Source organism: Streptomyces aidingensis (genome assembly GCF_900112355.1).
Classification (GTDB): Bacteria; Actinomycetota; Actinomycetes; order Streptomycetales; family Streptomycetaceae; genus Streptomyces; species Streptomyces aidingensis.
Genome location: NZ_FOLM01000009.1, coordinates 73,739 through 88,939 on the forward strand (window position 1 = coordinate 73,739; position 15,201 = coordinate 88,939).

16 protein-coding genes are annotated in these 15,201 nt (G+C 74.2%); 9 read left to right on the plus strand and 7 right to left on the minus strand.

The window, feature by feature from the left end; genetic code table 11:
* Positions 1 to 19: 19 nt before the first annotated feature.
* Complete coding sequence (gene rhaI / locus BM242_RS16980; protein WP_093839708.1) at positions 20 to 1,180, minus strand: L-rhamnose isomerase; 1,161 nt, start codon at positions 1,178 to 1,180, stop codon at positions 20 to 22.
* A 234-nt stretch (positions 1,181 to 1,414) separates the two neighbouring features.
* On the opposite strand from rhaI, the gene BM242_RS16985 reads away from it, so the two are divergent.
* The 3 genes from BM242_RS16985 to BM242_RS16995 all read left to right on the plus strand — a co-directional run bounded on the left by BM242_RS16985 (position 1,415) and on the right by BM242_RS16995 (position 4,259).
* A complete protein-coding gene (locus tag BM242_RS16985) occupies positions 1,415 to 1,735 on the plus strand; it encodes an L-rhamnose mutarotase (RefSeq protein ID WP_093839709.1) in 321 nt (106 codons plus the stop codon).
* A gap of 111 nt (positions 1,736 to 1,846) precedes the next feature.
* Positions 1,847 to 2,869 (plus strand): LacI family DNA-binding transcriptional regulator, encoded by a 1,023-nt coding sequence (locus BM242_RS16990; RefSeq protein ID WP_093839710.1) that lies wholly within the window; start codon positions 1,847 to 1,849, stop codon positions 2,867 to 2,869.
* Positions 2,870 to 3,008: 139 nt separating this feature from the next.
* The gene (locus BM242_RS16995; RefSeq protein WP_093839711.1) at positions 3,009 to 4,259 is read left to right on the plus strand and encodes a VanZ family protein; all 1,251 of its coding nucleotides are present in this window, start codon (positions 3,009 to 3,011) and stop codon (positions 4,257 to 4,259) included.
* A gap of 93 nt (positions 4,260 to 4,352) precedes the next feature.
* Here the strand turns inward: BM242_RS16995 and BM242_RS17000 are convergent, their stop codons facing one another.
* The 3 genes from BM242_RS17000 to BM242_RS17010 are packed head-to-tail and all read right to left on the minus strand — an operon-like array spanning position 4,353 to position 5,860.
* The gene (locus BM242_RS17000) at positions 4,353 to 5,087 is read right to left on the minus strand and encodes a leucine-rich repeat domain-containing protein (RefSeq protein WP_425443871.1); all 735 of its coding nucleotides are present in this window, start codon (positions 5,085 to 5,087) and stop codon (positions 4,353 to 4,355) included.
* A 51-nt stretch (positions 5,088 to 5,138) separates the two neighbouring features.
* Positions 5,139 to 5,525: a putative quinol monooxygenase gene (locus BM242_RS17005; protein ID WP_093839712.1), complete on the minus strand. Its 387-nt coding sequence runs from the start codon at positions 5,523 to 5,525 to the stop codon at positions 5,139 to 5,141.
* Entirely contained in the window at positions 5,522 to 5,860 is a 339-nt protein-coding gene (locus BM242_RS17010) for a putative quinol monooxygenase (RefSeq protein WP_217652516.1), read from the minus strand. Before BM242_RS17010 ends, BM242_RS17005 begins: the two co-directional genes overlap by 4 nt.
* Before the next feature lie 150 nt (positions 5,861 to 6,010).
* On the opposite strand from BM242_RS17010, the gene BM242_RS17015 reads away from it, so the two are divergent.
* Positions 6,011 to 6,868, plus strand: coding sequence for a helix-turn-helix transcriptional regulator (locus tag BM242_RS17015; RefSeq protein ID WP_093839714.1), 858 nt, complete (start codon positions 6,011 to 6,013; stop codon positions 6,866 to 6,868).
* Between the two features lie 136 nt (positions 6,869 to 7,004).
* On the opposite strand, the gene BM242_RS17020 is transcribed toward BM242_RS17015, so the two are convergent.
* Positions 7,005 to 8,063, minus strand: coding sequence for an ADP-ribosylglycohydrolase family protein (locus BM242_RS17020; RefSeq protein WP_093839715.1), 1,059 nt, complete (start codon positions 8,061 to 8,063; stop codon positions 7,005 to 7,007).
* A 184-nt stretch (positions 8,064 to 8,247) separates the two neighbouring features.
* On the opposite strand from BM242_RS17020, the gene BM242_RS17025 reads away from it, so the two are divergent.
* Positions 8,248 to 9,444: a PP2C family protein-serine/threonine phosphatase gene (locus tag BM242_RS17025; protein ID WP_425443872.1), complete on the plus strand. Its 1,197-nt coding sequence runs from the start codon at positions 8,248 to 8,250 to the stop codon at positions 9,442 to 9,444.
* A 294-nt stretch (positions 9,445 to 9,738) separates the two neighbouring features.
* Here BM242_RS17025 and BM242_RS17030 read toward each other — a convergent pair whose 3' ends face one another.
* Positions 9,739 to 11,082 (minus strand): NsdA family TPR-like regulatory protein, encoded by a 1,344-nt coding sequence (locus BM242_RS17030; protein ID WP_093839717.1) that lies wholly within the window; start codon positions 11,080 to 11,082, stop codon positions 9,739 to 9,741.
* 127 nt (positions 11,083 to 11,209) lie between these two features.
* Here BM242_RS17030 and BM242_RS17035 point away from each other — a divergent pair, with 127 nt between their 5' ends.
* Positions 11,210 to 11,437 carry a hypothetical protein gene (locus BM242_RS17035; RefSeq protein WP_139238349.1) on the plus strand — a complete coding sequence of 76 codons (228 nt, stop codon included), beginning with the start codon at positions 11,210 to 11,212 and terminating at the stop codon, positions 11,435 to 11,437.
* 18 nt (positions 11,438 to 11,455) lie between these two features.
* Here the strand turns inward: BM242_RS17035 and BM242_RS17040 are convergent, their stop codons facing one another.
* The gene (locus tag BM242_RS17040) at positions 11,456 to 12,361 is read right to left on the minus strand and encodes a sigma-70 family RNA polymerase sigma factor (protein WP_093839832.1); all 906 of its coding nucleotides are present in this window, start codon (positions 12,359 to 12,361) and stop codon (positions 11,456 to 11,458) included.
* Between the two features lie 174 nt (positions 12,362 to 12,535).
* On the opposite strand from BM242_RS17040, the gene BM242_RS17045 reads away from it, so the two are divergent.
* From BM242_RS17045 to BM242_RS17055, 3 genes are all read left to right on the plus strand, one after another.
* Positions 12,536 to 12,991, plus strand: a complete 456-nt coding sequence (locus BM242_RS17045; RefSeq protein WP_093839719.1) for a carboxymuconolactone decarboxylase family protein — start codon at positions 12,536 to 12,538, stop codon at positions 12,989 to 12,991.
* A gap of 79 nt (positions 12,992 to 13,070) precedes the next feature.
* On the plus strand, positions 13,071 to 13,502 hold the full coding sequence (locus BM242_RS17050) for a secondary thiamine-phosphate synthase enzyme YjbQ (RefSeq protein ID WP_093839720.1): 432 nt from the start codon (positions 13,071 to 13,073) through the stop codon (positions 13,500 to 13,502).
* A gap of 199 nt (positions 13,503 to 13,701) precedes the next feature.
* Positions 13,702 to 15,192 (plus strand): FUSC family protein, encoded by a 1,491-nt coding sequence (locus tag BM242_RS17055; protein ID WP_093839833.1) that lies wholly within the window; start codon positions 13,702 to 13,704, stop codon positions 15,190 to 15,192.
* Positions 15,193 to 15,201: the final 9 nt, after the last annotated feature.

Here is a 15,201-nt window from a genome sequence, read left to right on the forward strand (position 1 = left end):
CTGCGGGCCGGCGGAGCCGCTACGCGCCCCAGCCGGCCTGCCGGCCGCCCCGGCGGGATTCGGCGATCCGCTCGCCCCAGCCGGAGCGGTGGTACGCGGCGACCGGATCGGCGTCCAGTCCCATCTCCTCGCGCACCTCGGCCAGCAGCGGCCGGACATCGGTGTTGAAGGCGTCCATCAGGACCGCGTTGGACCCCAGCACATCGCCGTCCGCCTGGGCCTTGGCCAGCGCCTCCCGGTCCACCAGCAGGGCCTTGGCGGTGGCCTCCTGCACGTTCATCACCGAGCGGATGATGGCCGGGATCTTCGGCTCGATGTTGTGGCACTGGTCGAGCATGAAGGCGACCTGCGGGCCGTAGCCGCCGCCCGCCACCACCTCGTACATGATGCGGAAGAGCTGGAACGGGTCGGCCGCGCCCACCATCAGGTCGTCGTCCGCGTAGAAGCGGGAGTTGAAGTCGAAGCCGCCGAGCTTTCCCTCGCGGAGCAGCAGCGCCACGATGAACTCGATGTTGGTGCCCGGGGCGTGGTGGCCGGTGTCCACCACCACCTGGGCCTGCGGGCCGAGCCGCAGGCAGTGCGCGTAGGCGGTGCCCCAGTCCGGCACGTCGGTGGTGTAGAAGGCGGGCTCGAAGAACTTGTACTCCAGCAGCATCCGCTGGTCCTCGCCGAGCCGCGCGCGGACCGCCTCCAGCGCCTCGGCCAGCCGGTCCTGACGGGCCCGGATGTCGTCCTGGCCGGGGTAGTTGGTGCCGTCGGCGAACCACAGCTTGAGGTCGCGGGAGCCGGTGGCGTCCATGATGTCGACGCACTCCAGCAGATGGTCCAGGGCCTTGCGGCGCACCGCCGGGTCCGGGTTGCAGACGCTGCCCAGTCTGTAGTCGTCCTCCTGGAAGACGTTGGCGTTGATGGCGCCGAGCCGCACCCCGTGGTCCTCGGCGAACCGCGCCAGGGCGGCGTAGTCGTCGGTGCGGTCCCACGGGATGTGCAGGGCGACCGTGGGCGCCACCCCGGTGTGGCGGTGGACCTGGGCGGCGTCCTCCAGCTTCTCCTGCGGGCTGCGCGGCACTCCGGGCTGCGCGAAGACCTTGAAGCGGGTGCCGGAGTTCCCGTAGGCCCACGAAGGCGTCTCGATGGCCTGTGCGGCCAGGGCCGCCTTCACGGCGGAGATGGCGGTCATGCTGATCAGCGCTCCCGAGTGCTGAAGGCCCGTATGAATCGTTTCACTAACCATGGACGCTATGGGGGACCGGGGAGCCCTGTCAAGACGCCGGACCTGCTCCGCCGTGCCCGCCGCGGACCCGCGCCGACCCGCCCGCCACCGGCGATGACCAGCCACCTCGTCTTGACTGGTGCCCCGCCCCGGCGCTAGCTTGCCGCTGCCAGTGAAACCTTTCATGAGGGGCGGCGCGCCGTGCAGCGGGTCTGTTTTCTGCTGAAGGTCCGGAAAGACCGGCTGGAGGAATACCGGGAACGGCACGCCGCGGTGTGGCCGGAAATGCTCCGGGCGCTCACCGAGGCCGGCTGGCACAACTACTCACTGTTTCTGCGGGAGGACGGCCTGCTGGTCGGCTATCTGGAGACCGAGGACTTCGCCGCGGCGCAGCGGGCCATGGCCGCGACCGAGGTGAACGCCCGCTGGCAGGCGGAGATGGCGGAGTTCTTCGAGGCACTGGACGGAGCCGCCCCGGACGAGGCCATGAAGCCGCTGACCGAGGTCTTCCATCTGCCCTGACCCGTGGCCCGCCGCGGAGCGGTGTTGCGCCGCCGCGGCGGCCATACCATGTCCCGGGCGGTGGACGGACAAACGGGCGGACTTGCGGTGAAGGCGAACGGGGCACAGGACATGGCGCGCACGGTGGGCATCAAGGAAGTGGCGAGACGGGCCGGGGTATCGGTGGGCACCGTCTCGAACGTGATCAACCGCCCCCACATGGTGGCCGAGGAGACCCGGCAGCGGGTGCGCGCCGTCATAAGCGAGCTGGGCTATGTGCGCAGCGAGTCCGCCCGCCAGCTCCGGGCCGGCCAGAGCCGGATCATCGCCCTGCTGGTGCTGGACATGGCCAACCCCTTCTTCGCCGACCTGGCCAAGGGCGCAGAACGGGTGGCCCGGGACTCGGGGCTCGGCGTCATGGTCTGCAACAGCGCCCAGAGCAGCTCGGAGGAGTCGGACTATCTCTCGCTCTTCGCCGAGCAGCGGGTGCGCGGGGTGCTGATCACCCCCGCCGACATGTCGGGCCGCAACCTCTCGGAATTCGGGCGCCACGGCATCCCCTTCGTCTTCGTGGACCGGGTGCTGCCCAGCGCCGAGGGCTGCTCGGTCTCGGTGGACGACATCAAGGGCGGCACCCTGGCGGCGCGGCATCTGCTCGCCCAGGGCCACCGCGACCTGGTGTACGTCAGCGGGCCGATGTCGCTCAAGCAGTGCCAGGACCGGCGGGACGGCGCCCTGGCCGCGCTGGCCGAGGCCGGTCTGGGACCCCAGGCGCTGCGCCATGTGGAGGCCCAGCGGCTGGACGTGCCGGCCGGGCGCGACGCCGGCGCCCGGCTGCTGGGCATGTCGCCCCGCCCGACCGCCGTGTTCTGCGCCAACGACCTGCTGGCCCTGGGCGTCCTCCAGGCGCTCTTCTCCGCCGGGGTCCGGGTCCCCGCCGACACCGCGCTGGTCGGCTACGACGACATCGAATTCGCCTCGGCCGCCGCCGTGCCCCTGACCTCGGTGCGGCAGCCGGCGGTGCGGATGGGCCGGGAAGCCGCGGAACTGCTGCTGGAGGAGACCGGCGAGGCCGCCGGCCGCCATGTCCACCAGCGCATCGTGCTCGAACCGGAACTGATCGTCCGCGACTCCAGCCTCTCCCCGCGCACCTGACCCGGGGCGGGCTGCCGGGGCGGCCCGCGCCTGCCCTACCGTGGGCGGCGGCGCGCGGTTCCGCACCCCGGGACGCGCCATCGCCCCCGTTCCCGTCACCTCCCGTGTCCCGCGCCGGTCCGCCCGAGGGGTCCCGCCCGTGCTCCGTCCCTATCTGCTGCCCGTCGAAACCGCCCTGTGGCTGTTCCCGGTCGTCGCCGCACTGGTCCTGGTGCCCGCGGCGGTGCGCGGCTACCGCAGCCGCGGGCGGGCCGGCGGCTGGTCGGCCCTGGTCGGCTACAGCTTCGTCTTCTACCTGCTGGCCGCCTTCCTCCAGACGGTCGTCCCGCTGCCGCGGGAGTCCGAAGGACTGTGCGGCGCCATGCGCTACGCGGCCGGCCCGCAGCTCGAACCGCTGGAGTTCGTCCGCGCGGTGTCCGAGGCGGGCGGCGGCTCCTGGGCACCGGGCGGCCTGGTCGGCCTGCTGCCGTTCTGGACCACCCTGCTGAACTTCGTCCTGCTGCTGCCGCTCGGCGTCTATCTGCGCTACTACCTGCGCCAGGGCCCGGCCGCCGCCACCGTGCTCGCCTTCGGCACCTCGCTGTTCTTCGAGACCACGCAGTACACCGGCCTGTGGTACACCTACCCCTGCCCCTACCGGCAGTTCAACGTGGACGACCTGCTGCTCAACACGCTGGGCGCGGTCCTCGGCTGGCTGCTCGCCGGACCGCTGGGCAGGCTGCTGCCCCGCCACGACCCGGACCGGGAACGCGCCCGGTACGGGCCCCGGGTCACCCTGCCGCGCCGGGCGCTCGCCCACGGCGCCGATCTGGCGGGCTGGCTGATCGCCTGGACCCTGGCCACCGGCCTGCTGTCGGTGGGCGCCGAATGGGCCACCGGGCGTCGGCACGCCATCCTGCTGGGCACCGCCCTGGCCGTGCTGTGGTTCTGGCTGCTCCCCCTGGCCTGGGGCGCCACCCCGGGCCAGCGCGCGGTGCTGCTGAAGGTGGCCCGGCCCGACGGCCGGCGCGCCGGGCCGGTCCGGCTGACCGCCCGCCAGGTGCTGACCCATGCGCCGCTCGGCCTGGGCTGGGCGCTGCTGGCCGTCCGCACCGGCGTGCTGCCGTCCCCCGGCGGCACCGCGGAAACGCTGCTGTGGTGGGCGACGGGGGCGGCGGCGCTGCTGGCCTGGGTCTGGTCCCCGCTCGCGGTGCTGTGGCGCCGCGACGGCCGGGCGCCCGCCGAACGGTGGACCGGCACGGCGGTCCTGGCCACCCCGAACCGCCGCGAGCGCCGCCGCCTGCGGGCCCGGAAACGGGACCGGGACGGCGCACCGGACCACGAACCGGGCCGGGGGCGGGACGCCGGGCCCGGCCGGACCGCTGTCGAAGCGGCTCGACGGCCCGCGTGACCGGCCCGTCGCCGTCACCGGCCCGGGCGGCGCCGGCCGGCCCAGGGGACGCCCGGGCGAGCGGACGGCCCCGCCGGCCCCTCGCCCCAATCCTCAGACCAGGACCACGCAGCCCCGCCGCTCCAGCCCGGCCAGCAGCGGCAGGGCGGGGTCGATGCCGTTCCACCGCAGATCCAGCTTCTCCAGCGCGGGCATCGCGGCCAGCCAGTCCGGCAGCCGGCCGCCGCCGAGCCGGTTGGACCGCAGATCGATCTGGCGCAGCAGCGGCAGACCGGCCAGCGCCTCGGGCACCGTGGCCAGCGCGTTCTCCCGCAGCTCCAGATGGCGCAGCTCGCGCAGCCCGGCCACCGACCCGGGCAGGCCCGTCAGGGCGTTGCCGCGCAGCCACAGTTCCCGCAGCCCGGTGAGCCGGCCGATCGAGCCGGGCAGCGTGGTGAGCCGGCTGTGCTGCGCGCGCAGTTCGACCAGGCCGGTCATCGCGCCGATGCTCCCGGGCAGGGCGGTGAGGGGATTCTCGCCGACGTTGAGATAGCGCAGCCGGGTCAGTCGTCCCAGCGACTCGGGCAGCCGTGCCAGCCGGTTGTCGTGCAGGTAGAGGCAGCCGCCCAGCCCGGTCAGCTCGCCCAGTTCGTCCGGCACCGCGGTGAGGGCGTTGTGCCCCAGGTCCAGGGTGTCCAGCTGCCGGAGCCGGGCGATCCGCGGCGACAGCGCGGTGAGCCCGTTGCCGGCGAGGATCAGCACGCGCAGCCCGGTCCGCTCCCAGACCGACTCGGGCACCGTGCCGAGCCCCCGGCGCCACAGGTTCAGCTCATCCGTCACGGCGGTCACCTCACGGCTGCTTCCCCGCAGCCGGTCACATGTCCGTCCCGGTGACGTTCCTCACCAGCCACGCCCGCGTCCTCTCGCTTTCCCCTCGTTTTCCTCTCGTTCCTCTCGCCCGCGCCCCCGAAGCGCGCGGACCTGGCCGGCCGGGGGCGTCCCCGCGTCGGTGAGGTGCCGCAGGCTGAAGGGCCGGCTCAGCAGCGTCTCCAGCTCCCGGGCGACATGCCGGAAGTGCGGCGTCCCGAAGTGGCGTTCCAGTGCGTCCCGGCCGGTCCACTCCTCGATGATCACCATGCTCCCCGGCCGGCTGGGGTCCACGTACGGCTGGTAGGCGAGGCAGCCGGGCTCCTCCAACGAGGGCTCGATCATGGCCTCCAGGGCCGTGCGCAACGCGTCCTCCTTCCCGCGGGCGGCGTCGAACACGGCGATGACGGTCAGGCTCATCGTACGGTCTCCTCGGGAGCCGGGGCGGTCGTCGCGGTCTGCTCGTCCTCGATGCGGGTGCCCCTGATCAGCCAGGCCGGTCCCTCGGCGTAGTCCTTGATCAGCTCGAAGAAGCGGGCGAAGTGCGGCCCCTCGCAGTGGAGACCGAAGGCGCGCTCGTCCTCGTACGCCTCGTTGAGGTAGAAGCGGCCGGGCCGCTCGGCGTCCGCGATGAGTTCGAAGCGGAGGGTGCCGGGCTCGTCGGCGGCCGAGTCGCGGCCGTCCTGCAGAGCAGCCGCGACGAACTCGGCGCGGCGCTCCTCCGGCACGTCGAAGCTGACGGCGATGTGGTACACGAGGCTCCTCGGGGTCGTCGTTCTCTCTGACGCCCCCGATGCTTCCGGCTGCGGAGCGCGCCCGGCAGGGCCGCCTCGCACCGGGGGACCGGCCGGCCTGGTTCCGGCAGAACCCCCCTGGGACCGCGACCGGTTCGTACAGTGGGCCGTATGGATCGCAGAGCCGAACTGGGCGCCTTCCTCCGCTCGCGCCGGGCCCGCCTGAAGCCGGAGGACGTCGGACTGAGCGGCTTCGGCAGCCGACGGCGGGTCCCCGGCCTGCGCCGGGAGGAACTCGCACAGACGGCCGGCGTCAGCGTGGACTACTACGTGCGCTTCGAGCAGGGGCGCGGGGAGAACGTCTCGGACTCCGTCATCGACGCCGTGGCCACCGCGCTCCGGCTGACCGCCGCCGAGCGTGCGCACCTGCACGACCTGGCCCGTGCCGTCGGGGGCCGCCCGGGGGCCGCACGGACGGCGCGCCCGGAGGTCCGGGCCGGGGTGCGGCGTCTGCTGGAGGCGCTCACGGACGTTCCGGCCTATGTCGTCGGACGGCGCACCGACATCCTGGCGTGGAACGGCCTGTACGCCGAACTCCTCACCGACCTCGCGGCGTTGCCGGCCGACCGGCGCAACACGGCCCTGCTGACCTTCCTCGACGCCGGGGTCCGCGCGCGCTACATCGACTGGGAGACCAAGGCGCGCAACGTCGTGGCCTATCTGCGCATGGACCACGGACGCCACCCCGACGACCCGGCCTTCGACCGCCTCATCGCGGAACTGTCCGACGGCAGCGCGGAGTTCCGCCGGATGTGGGCAGCGCGCGAAGTGGACGAGCGTACCCACGGCACGTACCGCATGCGCCACCCGGCGGTCGGGGAGCTCACCGTGCGGTACGAGGGCCTGCGGCCCGCCGGAGACCCGGAGACGACGCTGATCGCCTACACCGCCGAGCCGGGCTCCCCGTCCGAGGCGGCCCTGCGCCGGCTCGCCCGGCGGACCGCGCCAACCGGGAGCCCGGTCGGCTGAGCCGCCGGGCGGCCGGCCCCCCGGGGGCTGCCCTTCCGGAGCGGTGGGCACGGCACAGATGCCATGCCCCAGCAGCACCCCCGACCTGCGAGGGCGAGCCGGCGAGAAGCCGCTGCCGGACGTCCGGGGCGGTCCGCTACCGGCCGGTGTCCCAGGCCGTGCCGAGGCGCAGCAGGCCGGTGCGGTACTCGACCCGGTCGCACCAGGCCGTGGGCCAGGCCGCGATGCCCAGGCGGGCACCGGCCAGCGCGCCCGCGATGGCGGCGATGGAGTCGGAATCGCCACGGGTGGCGGCACCCCGCCGGATCGCGGTGACCGGCTCGTCCGGGAACCGGAGGAAGCACAGCAGCGCCGTGGCCAGGGCCTCCTCGGCGATCCAGCCGTCGCCCGTGGCCGCACAGGGATCGCTGTCCGGCCCGAAGCCGGGCAGGGCGGCCTCCAGCCGGTCCAGCGCGGCCAGGCACTCGTCCCAGCCGCTCGCGATGAACTCCTCCGGCGTGGCGCCCAGCGCGGGGCGCTGCCACAGACCGCCGAGCCAGCGCTCGTGGTAGACCGTGCGGTTGTCCCCGGCGTAGGCGCGCAGCGCGGCGGGGAGTCCGCCGGGCGGGCAGCCCTCGGCGAGCAGCCGGACGGCGTGCGCGGTGAGGTCCGAGGCGGCCAGCGCGGTCGGATGCCCGTGCGTCATGCCCGCCTGCAACTGCGCGGCCCCGGCCCGCTCCTCGTCCGTCAGGCCGGGCATCAGCCCCAGCGGCGCGACCCGCATATTGGCGCCGCAGCCCTTGGAACCCGCTCCGGTCGCCTGCTGCCAGGGCCGGTCGCCGTCCAGCAGCCGGCACGCGGCCAGACAGGTGTGCCCGGGCGCGCGGTTGTTCTCGGGCGAGTGGTACCAGGCCACGAACTCCTCGCGCAGCGCCCGTTCCAGGCCCTCGGGCGTCAGCGAGCCCGCGTCGCCCGCGTCGCCCGTGCCGCCCGAGTGGCCCGTGGCGGCCTGGAGCGCCCGGCCCACCGCCAGCGTCATCTGGGTGTCGTCCGTGACCACGGCCGGGTCCGGCAGGGGCAGTTCCCGCCAGGGGCCGAGCGCCGCGATGGCCTCGGTGTCCTTGAATTCCGTCGGCCAGCCCAGGGCGTCCCCCAGGGCCAGCCCGAACAGTGAGCCGGTCGCCGCCGTACGCTGTGCCGCGTTCGCCACCTTCATCCCCTCCCGCCGGTGCGACGAGCAGCCTAGCGGCCCGGGCGCCGGGACGGACCCCGCGCCGGGTCATTACGGAGAGTAGCTGTCCGTGACGGCCGGAGCGCAAGGTGAAAGTGCGGGGAGGTCGCGTGAGGATGGTTGTCCGTGGCCAGGCAGACGCGCAACAACACGCTGAGAGGCGATGATCATGAATGATCGGTTCGGGCCGGCCGAGCTTCTGGCCGCAGCCGAGGACGCGGCACCGGTGCACTTTCTGGACACGGTCGCGCGCAACCTGCGAGACCGGTTCGGCGCCCGGTACGTGACGTTCCTGCTGGTCGACCTCGTTGGCCGGCAGGTGGTGCGGATCAGCGAAGAGGCCGTCACGCAGCGGGGCCGGCGCGCCGACCAGATTCCCCTGACGGGAAGCATCTACGACAAGGTCCTGCGGTCCCAGAAGCCGGCGCAGGCCCCCGGCGGCGGACACGGGCAGCGGGTGGTCACCCCGGTCACCAACCGGGGCGACACCATCGGCGTGCTGGAGCTGTTCCTGCCCCGGGTCACGCCGGAAGTGCTGGAGCAGGTCCAGGCGGCCGCGCACGCGCTGGCGTACATCATCGTCACCGACCGCCGCTTCACCGACCTCTACCACTGGGGTCAGCGCACCGAGCCACTCACTCTGGCCGCCGAGATCCAGCGCCAGCTCCTGCCCTCGGCGCCCTCCTGCGAGGCCGCCCAGTTCACCCTCGCCTGCGCCCTGGTGCCGTCCGACTCCGTTGCCGGGGACAGCTACGACTACAGCCTGGACCATGACACCGTGCACCTGTCCATCACTGATGCCATGGGTCATGACGTCGACGCCTCCCTCATGGCCACTTTGCTGGTCAACGCCTCCCGCGGTGCCCGCCGCGCCGAGGAGGATCTGGCCGCACAAGCCCGCCGGACCAATCAGGCCCTGCTCGACCACGGCCGCGGTGCCCTCGCCACCGGCCAGCTCCTGCGCATTGCGCTCGACGGGTCCGGCGCTCAGCTCGTCAACGCCGGCCACCCGTGGCCGCTGCGCCTGCGCGAGGGCGCAGCCGACCAAGTACGCCTGGGCGTCGACCTGCCCTTCGGTATCCACGCATCCGGCCGCTACCGGGTCCAGGCCCTCGAACTGCTTCCGGGCGACCGTCTGGTGCTCTACACCGACGGTATGCAAGAGCGCCAAGCCGCATCCCTCGACCTGCCCGACGTGATCCGCAACACTGCCGGCGAACACCCCCGCGAGGTGGTCCGGACCCTGACCCAAGCGGTCACCGAAGCCTGCGGCGGACACCTTCGGGACGACGCCACCGTGGTGTGCCTGGACTGGCACGGGCCCCAGCCCGCAGGCCGCCACGCCCAGGCCGGAGCCGACAGCTGAGCGCACCGGCCCGGCCCAGCACGCTTGCGGAAGCCGTGAGACCGTCACCATACGAACTACTGGAACTGACGCGCCCGGGACGGGGAAGCGGCGCCCGACCCTCGACGCTCATCCCGCTCGCGCGGGCGTACCGGGTGTCGCTGGACCGGCTCATCGCCCGCACCGGCGACCGGTGACCCCCGGGTCCATCTGCGACACCGGTCCGGCCCGGCGGGCGGCGACGCCGTCGAACTGCTGCACCTCTTCGGCCCCCACGGCGACCAGGCCGTGGTCCGCACCTGACCGCCGGCGGCCTCAGGACCCGCGCCGCGCGGCGAGCGCGGCGGCCCGCTCGTGCACCTGCCGGGCGTGGCGGTTGCGCAGATGCGGCCGGAGCAGCGCGCGCATGGCCGTGAACCGTTCGTCGCAGCGGCCCGACCGGACCCGGGGGTAGCCGTCCAGCGCCTGGTTCCAGGTGGCACAGGCTTCCTCCAGCCGCCCGACGGCGAGTTGCCGTTCGGCCAGCAGGAAGTGGCGGCGGACGGTGGTGCGCCGGTAGCCGACGTGCCGCAGCCGCTCGGTGGCCTGCATGGCGTCGGCCGAGCCCTGGCGGTCGCCGAGGTGGTACCGCACCTGGCTGACGTGGTACATCAGCGCGGCCGGATCGTAGGAGGCGAACCCCTCGTCCTCGGTTCCCGCCCGGTCCAATGCTGCTTCCGCCTCGCCGAGATGGCGCAGCGCCGCCGCTCGGTCACCGGTATGGGCGGCGGCGTGCGCCTGCTGGCCGGCGAGAAAGGCCCGCCGCCGGGGCCCGGTGTCCGGTGCCGCCCCGGCCGCCGCGTCCGCCAGCCGCCGGGCCACCGGGCCGTGCCCCAGATCCACGGCCTGCACGCTCATCATGCGCAGCGTTCCGCAGTAGGCCGAGTGGTCGCGCGCCGCCCCGGCGAGTTCCAGCGCCTTGAGGTAGTAGCGCTGCCCCAGGCCGTGCAGCGTCTCGTCGACCGCCATGTAGCCGGTCAGCCTGCACAGTCCGGAAGCGGCCGACAGCAGCGCCGCCCGTACCTGTGCGGAGGCGTCCGCGCGCAGATACAGGGAGACGGTGTTGGCGAGGAAGCTCACCGCCATCGGCCTGGCGTGAAAAGTGCCGAACTCGTTGTCCAGCTCCGAAATCCGGCGGGTCATGGCGGTAACCGTGGCCACTTCGCCCTCCCCGATCCGTGACCCCTCTCCCCGGCGGAGCGCCGCTGTGCGGCTCACCGCCTCGGCCCACTCGGGGGCCGTCAGCGTCACCGAGAAGAACGCGGTACCGAGCACACCCCTGCGAGACGGATCCATGTCCTGCCTCCAAAACTCCGCCAGTTCCTCCACGGTACGGGCGGGCGTCGCCGGAGAGGAGTGGGCGGGGGGTGGCGGGAAACCGGCTTCGGTGTGGGTGACGGGATGATTCAGGCGGCGGCTGAGCAGCTCCAGGACGAGTCTGCGCACCGGCGGCCTCGGCAGCACGCCGTTGAGCCAGTGGCAGACGGAGGAGCCGTCGTAGCGCAGTGTGCGGCCGGTTTCCGTGCCCAGGCGGTTGAGGCGCCGGGCGAACTGTCCGTGGGTCCATCCGGTCTGCTCCAGCAGCAGCCGGAGCCGGTCGTTGGGCTGTCGTGAGGCCATGTGGAAACTCCCGCGTGGTGCAGCGGGCTTCAGCGATTTCAGCCCGCCCGTCGGGGCCGACAGTACCGCTGGTCACACACCTTCGGTTGTGCTGTGCGCACGGAAGGTAAGGACAAGCGGAGGCGGCATGAGCGGTACGGAGCCCAGACCGGGACGCTGGGTGCGGGACACCCTGACCGGCAAGGTCGGCATCTACCTGGGGAAAACCGATGCCGGACACATGCTCTGGCCGCCCTACCGGGGACCGGCCTGGGCGGTCGCCGATGAATTCCTGAAAGTGCTGAGCAGGGACGAGGAACTGCTGGAGAAGGTGCGGGCGCTGAACGAGCACAGCGCCCGGGGCCCGTTGCTCTGAGCCGCGTGGTGCCGCGGCCTACAGGGGTGTGACCTCCAGGGCCTTGAGGTCCGCCGGGTCGCCGATGAGGTCGATGGCCGCGATCCGGCCGTCGGTGATGGTGAACGACCAGGCCACCCTGGTCCGTCCGCCCGGCGCCCAGACCAGGCCGGAGGCGCCGCCCAGCAGGGCCGGCCGGGCACCGGCGGCCCGCCCCCGGAGGTACTCGGCGACCGCCGGGACGCCCCGGAGTTCCGGCGCCGCACCCAGCGCCACCGCCATGCTGTCGGCGCGCATCACCACATCCGGGTCGAGCAGCGTCAGCAGCCGCTCGAAGTCGCCGCCGCGGGAGGCCGCGAGGAACGCGTCGACGACCGCGCGGCGGCGGGCCGGAGGGGTGCCGTCCGGGGAGGCCGCCTCCGGGTCGGTGCCCTGCACCCGGCGCCGGGCGCGGCTGGCCAACTGGCGGGTGGCGGCGGGCGAGCGCTCCACGATCGGGGCGATCTCGTCGAACGGCACCGCGAACATGTCGTGCAGCACAAAGGCCAGCCGTTCGGCGGGGGAGAGGGTGTCCAGGACCACCAGCATGGCCATGCCCACGGAGTCGGCGAGCACGGCCGCCTGCTCCGGGTGGGCGGCGGGGCGGGAGACGGGCGGCTCCCCGGGGCCACCGGGGGCGGCGGGCCCGGAAGGGCCGGAGTCCAGCGGCAGTTCCCGGCGGGTGGAGCGGGAGCGCAGCATGTTCAGCGACACCCGGGCGACCACCGTGGTGAGCCAGCCGGCGAGGTTGTCCACGTCCCGGGTGCCGGTCCGGCTCAGCCGCAGCCACGCCTCCTGCACGGCGTCGTCGGCCTCGCTCACCGAGCCCAGCACCCGGTGGGCGACCGCCCGCAGACGCGGGCGGTGCTCCTCGAACCGCTCGGCCAGAAACCGCTGCTCGTCCATGATCGGCATTCTTCCTCTCCGTGGGCCTTCGACGCTGTTGACCCCGCCCGGACCGGAAATGTGACGTGGATCGCGGAAACGGCTGTCACATCCGGGCGGCGCGGCGGGTCAGAGGGGCAGCGGGCCGGGCAGGCCGGTCCGCGGACCGGAACCGACCCCAAGGAGAACCAGACGATGTCCGCACGCATGAAGAACCCGGCCACGGTGCTCCCGGAGGCCATGCAGGCGATCATGTCGCTGAACCAGGCGGTGGCCCAGGCAGGCGTGGAGCAGAGCACGCTGGAGCTGGTGCACCTGCGGGCCAGCCAGATCAACGGGTGCGCCTTCTGCGTGGACTACGGGGGCCGCAGCGCGCGCAAGGCGGGAGAGACCGAGGAGCGGCTGCTGCTGGTGTCGGCCTGGCGGGACGCCACCTGTTTCACCGAGGCCGAGCGCGCCGCCCTGGCGCTGGCCGAGTCCGTCACCCGGCTGAGCGACCGGTCCGACCCGGTGCCGGACCAGGTCTGGGACGAGGCCGCCAGGCACTACGGGGAGCGGCAGCTCGCCGCGCTGCTGCTGTGGATCTCCACCACCAATGTGTACAACCGGCTCAATGTGTCCACCCGCCAGGAGCCGGGCTCCTGGGGCTGAGCACGGGGTCCCGGGACAGGGAGCCGCCGGCCGGGCGGCGCGACCGCCCGGCACGCGGCGGCTGTGCTGGGATGGGGCCATGTCTGATGCCTTCACCACACGGGTGATCGAGGTCGCCACCGGCAGCCGGGAGACCGTCCACGACATCACCGGGGAGTGCGAGAGCTTTCTGCGGGAGGCGGCGGCCGGGCGGGACGGGCTGCTGAACGTCTTCGCCCCGCACGCCACCATGGGGGTGGCGCTGATCGAGACCGGTTCGGGCAGCGACCACGATCTGCTGGCCGCGCTGCGCGGACTGCTGCCGGCCGACGACCGCTGGCGGCACCGGCACGGCAGCCCGGGGCACGGCCGTGACCACGTGCTGCCGGCGATCGTCCCGCCGCACGCCACCCTGCCGGTGACCGGGGGCCGGCTGGCGCTCGGCACCTGGCAGTCCGTCTGCCTGGTCGACACCAACGGCGACAACCCCCGCCGCCAGGTCCGCCTCTCCTTCCTCGGCCCGGCCCGCTGACGCGGGTGGAGTGGTTGGCGGGTGCACGTATATCCTGGGGGGCATCCCATGTGTTGTCGGCGCCGCGCGGTGCCGGACGGCGAGGAGGCCGGTCCGGGGCGCGGTGCCTTCGTCATGTCCGCGCACGCGCCCACCACCCCCGGGCGCGGCCCGGCGCGACGAGCTGCGGACAAAGGAGCGGCCGACCGCCGTGAAGCGGATGTTCGTGGCCCCGGACCCGGGGCTGTTCCGGCTGCGGAACGCCACCCGAGCGGTGCTCGGCATCGGCCTGGCCGTCACGGTCACGGCCCTTGCCGGGCTTCCGCTGACCGCCTGCCTGACCGGCGGGCTGGCGGCCCTGCTGGCCCTGTTCACCGTCACCGATCCCACCGTGCGCGGCCAGGCGGTCACCACCGCGCTGCTGCCCGCCGCGGGCCTGCCGGTGCTGGCCCTGGCCACCGCGGTGCAGTCGCAGCCGCCGGCCCGCGACGCCGCCTTTCTGGCCGTGGCCTTCGCCGGGGCATGGGCGCGGCGCTGGGGCCCGCGCGGCAACGCGCTGGGCATCTACGCCTTCATGACCTACTTCGTGGTCCAGTTCCTGCGCGCCGGGCCGGACCGGCTTCCCGTCCTGGCCGCGGCGGTGCTGCTGGCGCTGGCGGCAGCGGCGCTGACGCGCTTCGTCCTGTGGCCGCTGGACCGCTCCTGCCCGCCGCCCGCGCCGCCCGCCGAGCGGGACGTGCCGGGGCTGCGCCGGGTCAGCCTGCGGCTCGCCTGGCAGACCACCGCCGCCTGCGCCTTCGCCCTCGGCACGGGCCAGGCGGTGTCGGCGGACCGCTGGTACTGGGCGGTCGGCGCCGCCTGGTGGATCTTCGTCGGCACCGCCTCCCGGGGCGAGACCCTGGTACGCGGCTTCCGCCGGGTGACCGGCACGGTACTGGGCATCGGCGCCGGGCTGCCGGTGGCGCTGCCGGTGGACGGCGCGCCGCTGCCCACCGCGCTGCTGGCGGCGGCCTGCGTCTTCGGCGTCTTCTACACCGCGCCGCTGTCCTACTCCTGGATGATGTTCTTCGTCACCGTGCTGGTGGGCCTGCTCTACGGGCTGGTGGGGCTGCTGGACCCGGGGCTGTTCGCGCTCCGGCTGGCGGAGACGGCGGCCGGCGCGCTGGGCGCCGCACTGGCCGTGGCCCTGGTGCTGCCGGTGACCACGCACGCCGCCACCGTGGACTGGATCCACCGCGTCCTGGAGGGCGTGCGGGAGTGCGCGGCGCAGGCCGGCCGCCGCGCGGCCGGGGACACCGCCGCCGACCCGGCCCGGGCCGCCGCCGGGCTGGAGCCGTTGCTGGCCCGGGCCCGGGCGGCGCTGGCCCCGCTGCTGCATCCGCTGAACCCGCTGCGGGCCCGGCGGGCCCGCGCCCGCCGGATCATGGCGCTGCTGGACGAGTGCGCGGTGCGGGTGCGCGCGCTGGCCGGCGAACTCGCCGCCGCCCCGGCCGGGCCGGCCGGGGACGCCCGGGTGGCGGCGGCCTGCGTCCGGGTGGAGGCCGCGGTGGAGGCGCTGCTCGCCTCGGCCGAGCCGCCGCCGCCCGCGGCGGCCGGACCCGCCCCGCATCCGGTGCTGGCCCAGCTCCATGCCCTGGAGGAGGCCCTGGCCCGGCTGGCCGGCCCCCTGCACGCCCCGCCCCGCGCCCCGCTCACCGCCGCCCACGGCTGATCCGGCTCC

Excerpts from the sequence above, each read along its gene's own strand:
- BM242_RS17055 (WP_093839833.1), top strand. The coding sequence starts at position 13,702 with ATGTTCGTGGCCCCGGACCCGGGGCTGTTCCGGCTGCGGAACGCCACC.
- BM242_RS17050 (WP_093839720.1), top strand. The coding sequence starts at position 13,071 with ATGTCTGATGCCTTCACCACACGGGTGATCGAGGTCGCCACCGGCAGC.
- BM242_RS17025 (WP_425443872.1), top strand. The coding sequence starts at position 8,248 with ATGAATGATCGGTTCGGGCCGGCCGAGCTTCTGGCCGCAGCCGAGGAC.
- BM242_RS17015 (WP_093839714.1), top strand. The coding sequence starts at position 6,011 with ATGGATCGCAGAGCCGAACTGGGCGCCTTCCTCCGCTCGCGCCGGGCC.
- BM242_RS17045 (WP_093839719.1), top strand. The coding sequence starts at position 12,536 with ATGTCCGCACGCATGAAGAACCCGGCCACGGTGCTCCCGGAGGCCATG.
- rhaI (WP_093839708.1), bottom strand. The coding sequence starts at position 1,180 with ATGACCGCCATCTCCGCCGTGAAGGCGGCCCTGGCCGCACAGGCCATC.
- BM242_RS17035 (WP_139238349.1), top strand. The coding sequence starts at position 11,210 with ATGAGCGGTACGGAGCCCAGACCGGGACGCTGGGTGCGGGACACCCTG.
- BM242_RS17040 (WP_093839832.1), bottom strand. The coding sequence starts at position 12,361 with ATGGACGAGCAGCGGTTTCTGGCCGAGCGGTTCGAGGAGCACCGCCCG.
- BM242_RS17005 (WP_093839712.1), bottom strand. The coding sequence starts at position 5,525 with ATGAGCCTGACCGTCATCGCCGTGTTCGACGCCGCCCGCGGGAAGGAG.
- BM242_RS16990 (WP_093839710.1), top strand. The coding sequence starts at position 1,847 with ATGGCGCGCACGGTGGGCATCAAGGAAGTGGCGAGACGGGCCGGGGTA.
- BM242_RS17030 (WP_093839717.1), bottom strand. The coding sequence starts at position 11,082 with ATGGCCTCACGACAGCCCAACGACCGGCTCCGGCTGCTGCTGGAGCAG.
- BM242_RS17020 (WP_093839715.1), bottom strand. The coding sequence starts at position 8,063 with ATGAAGGTGGCGAACGCGGCACAGCGTACGGCGGCGACCGGCTCACTG.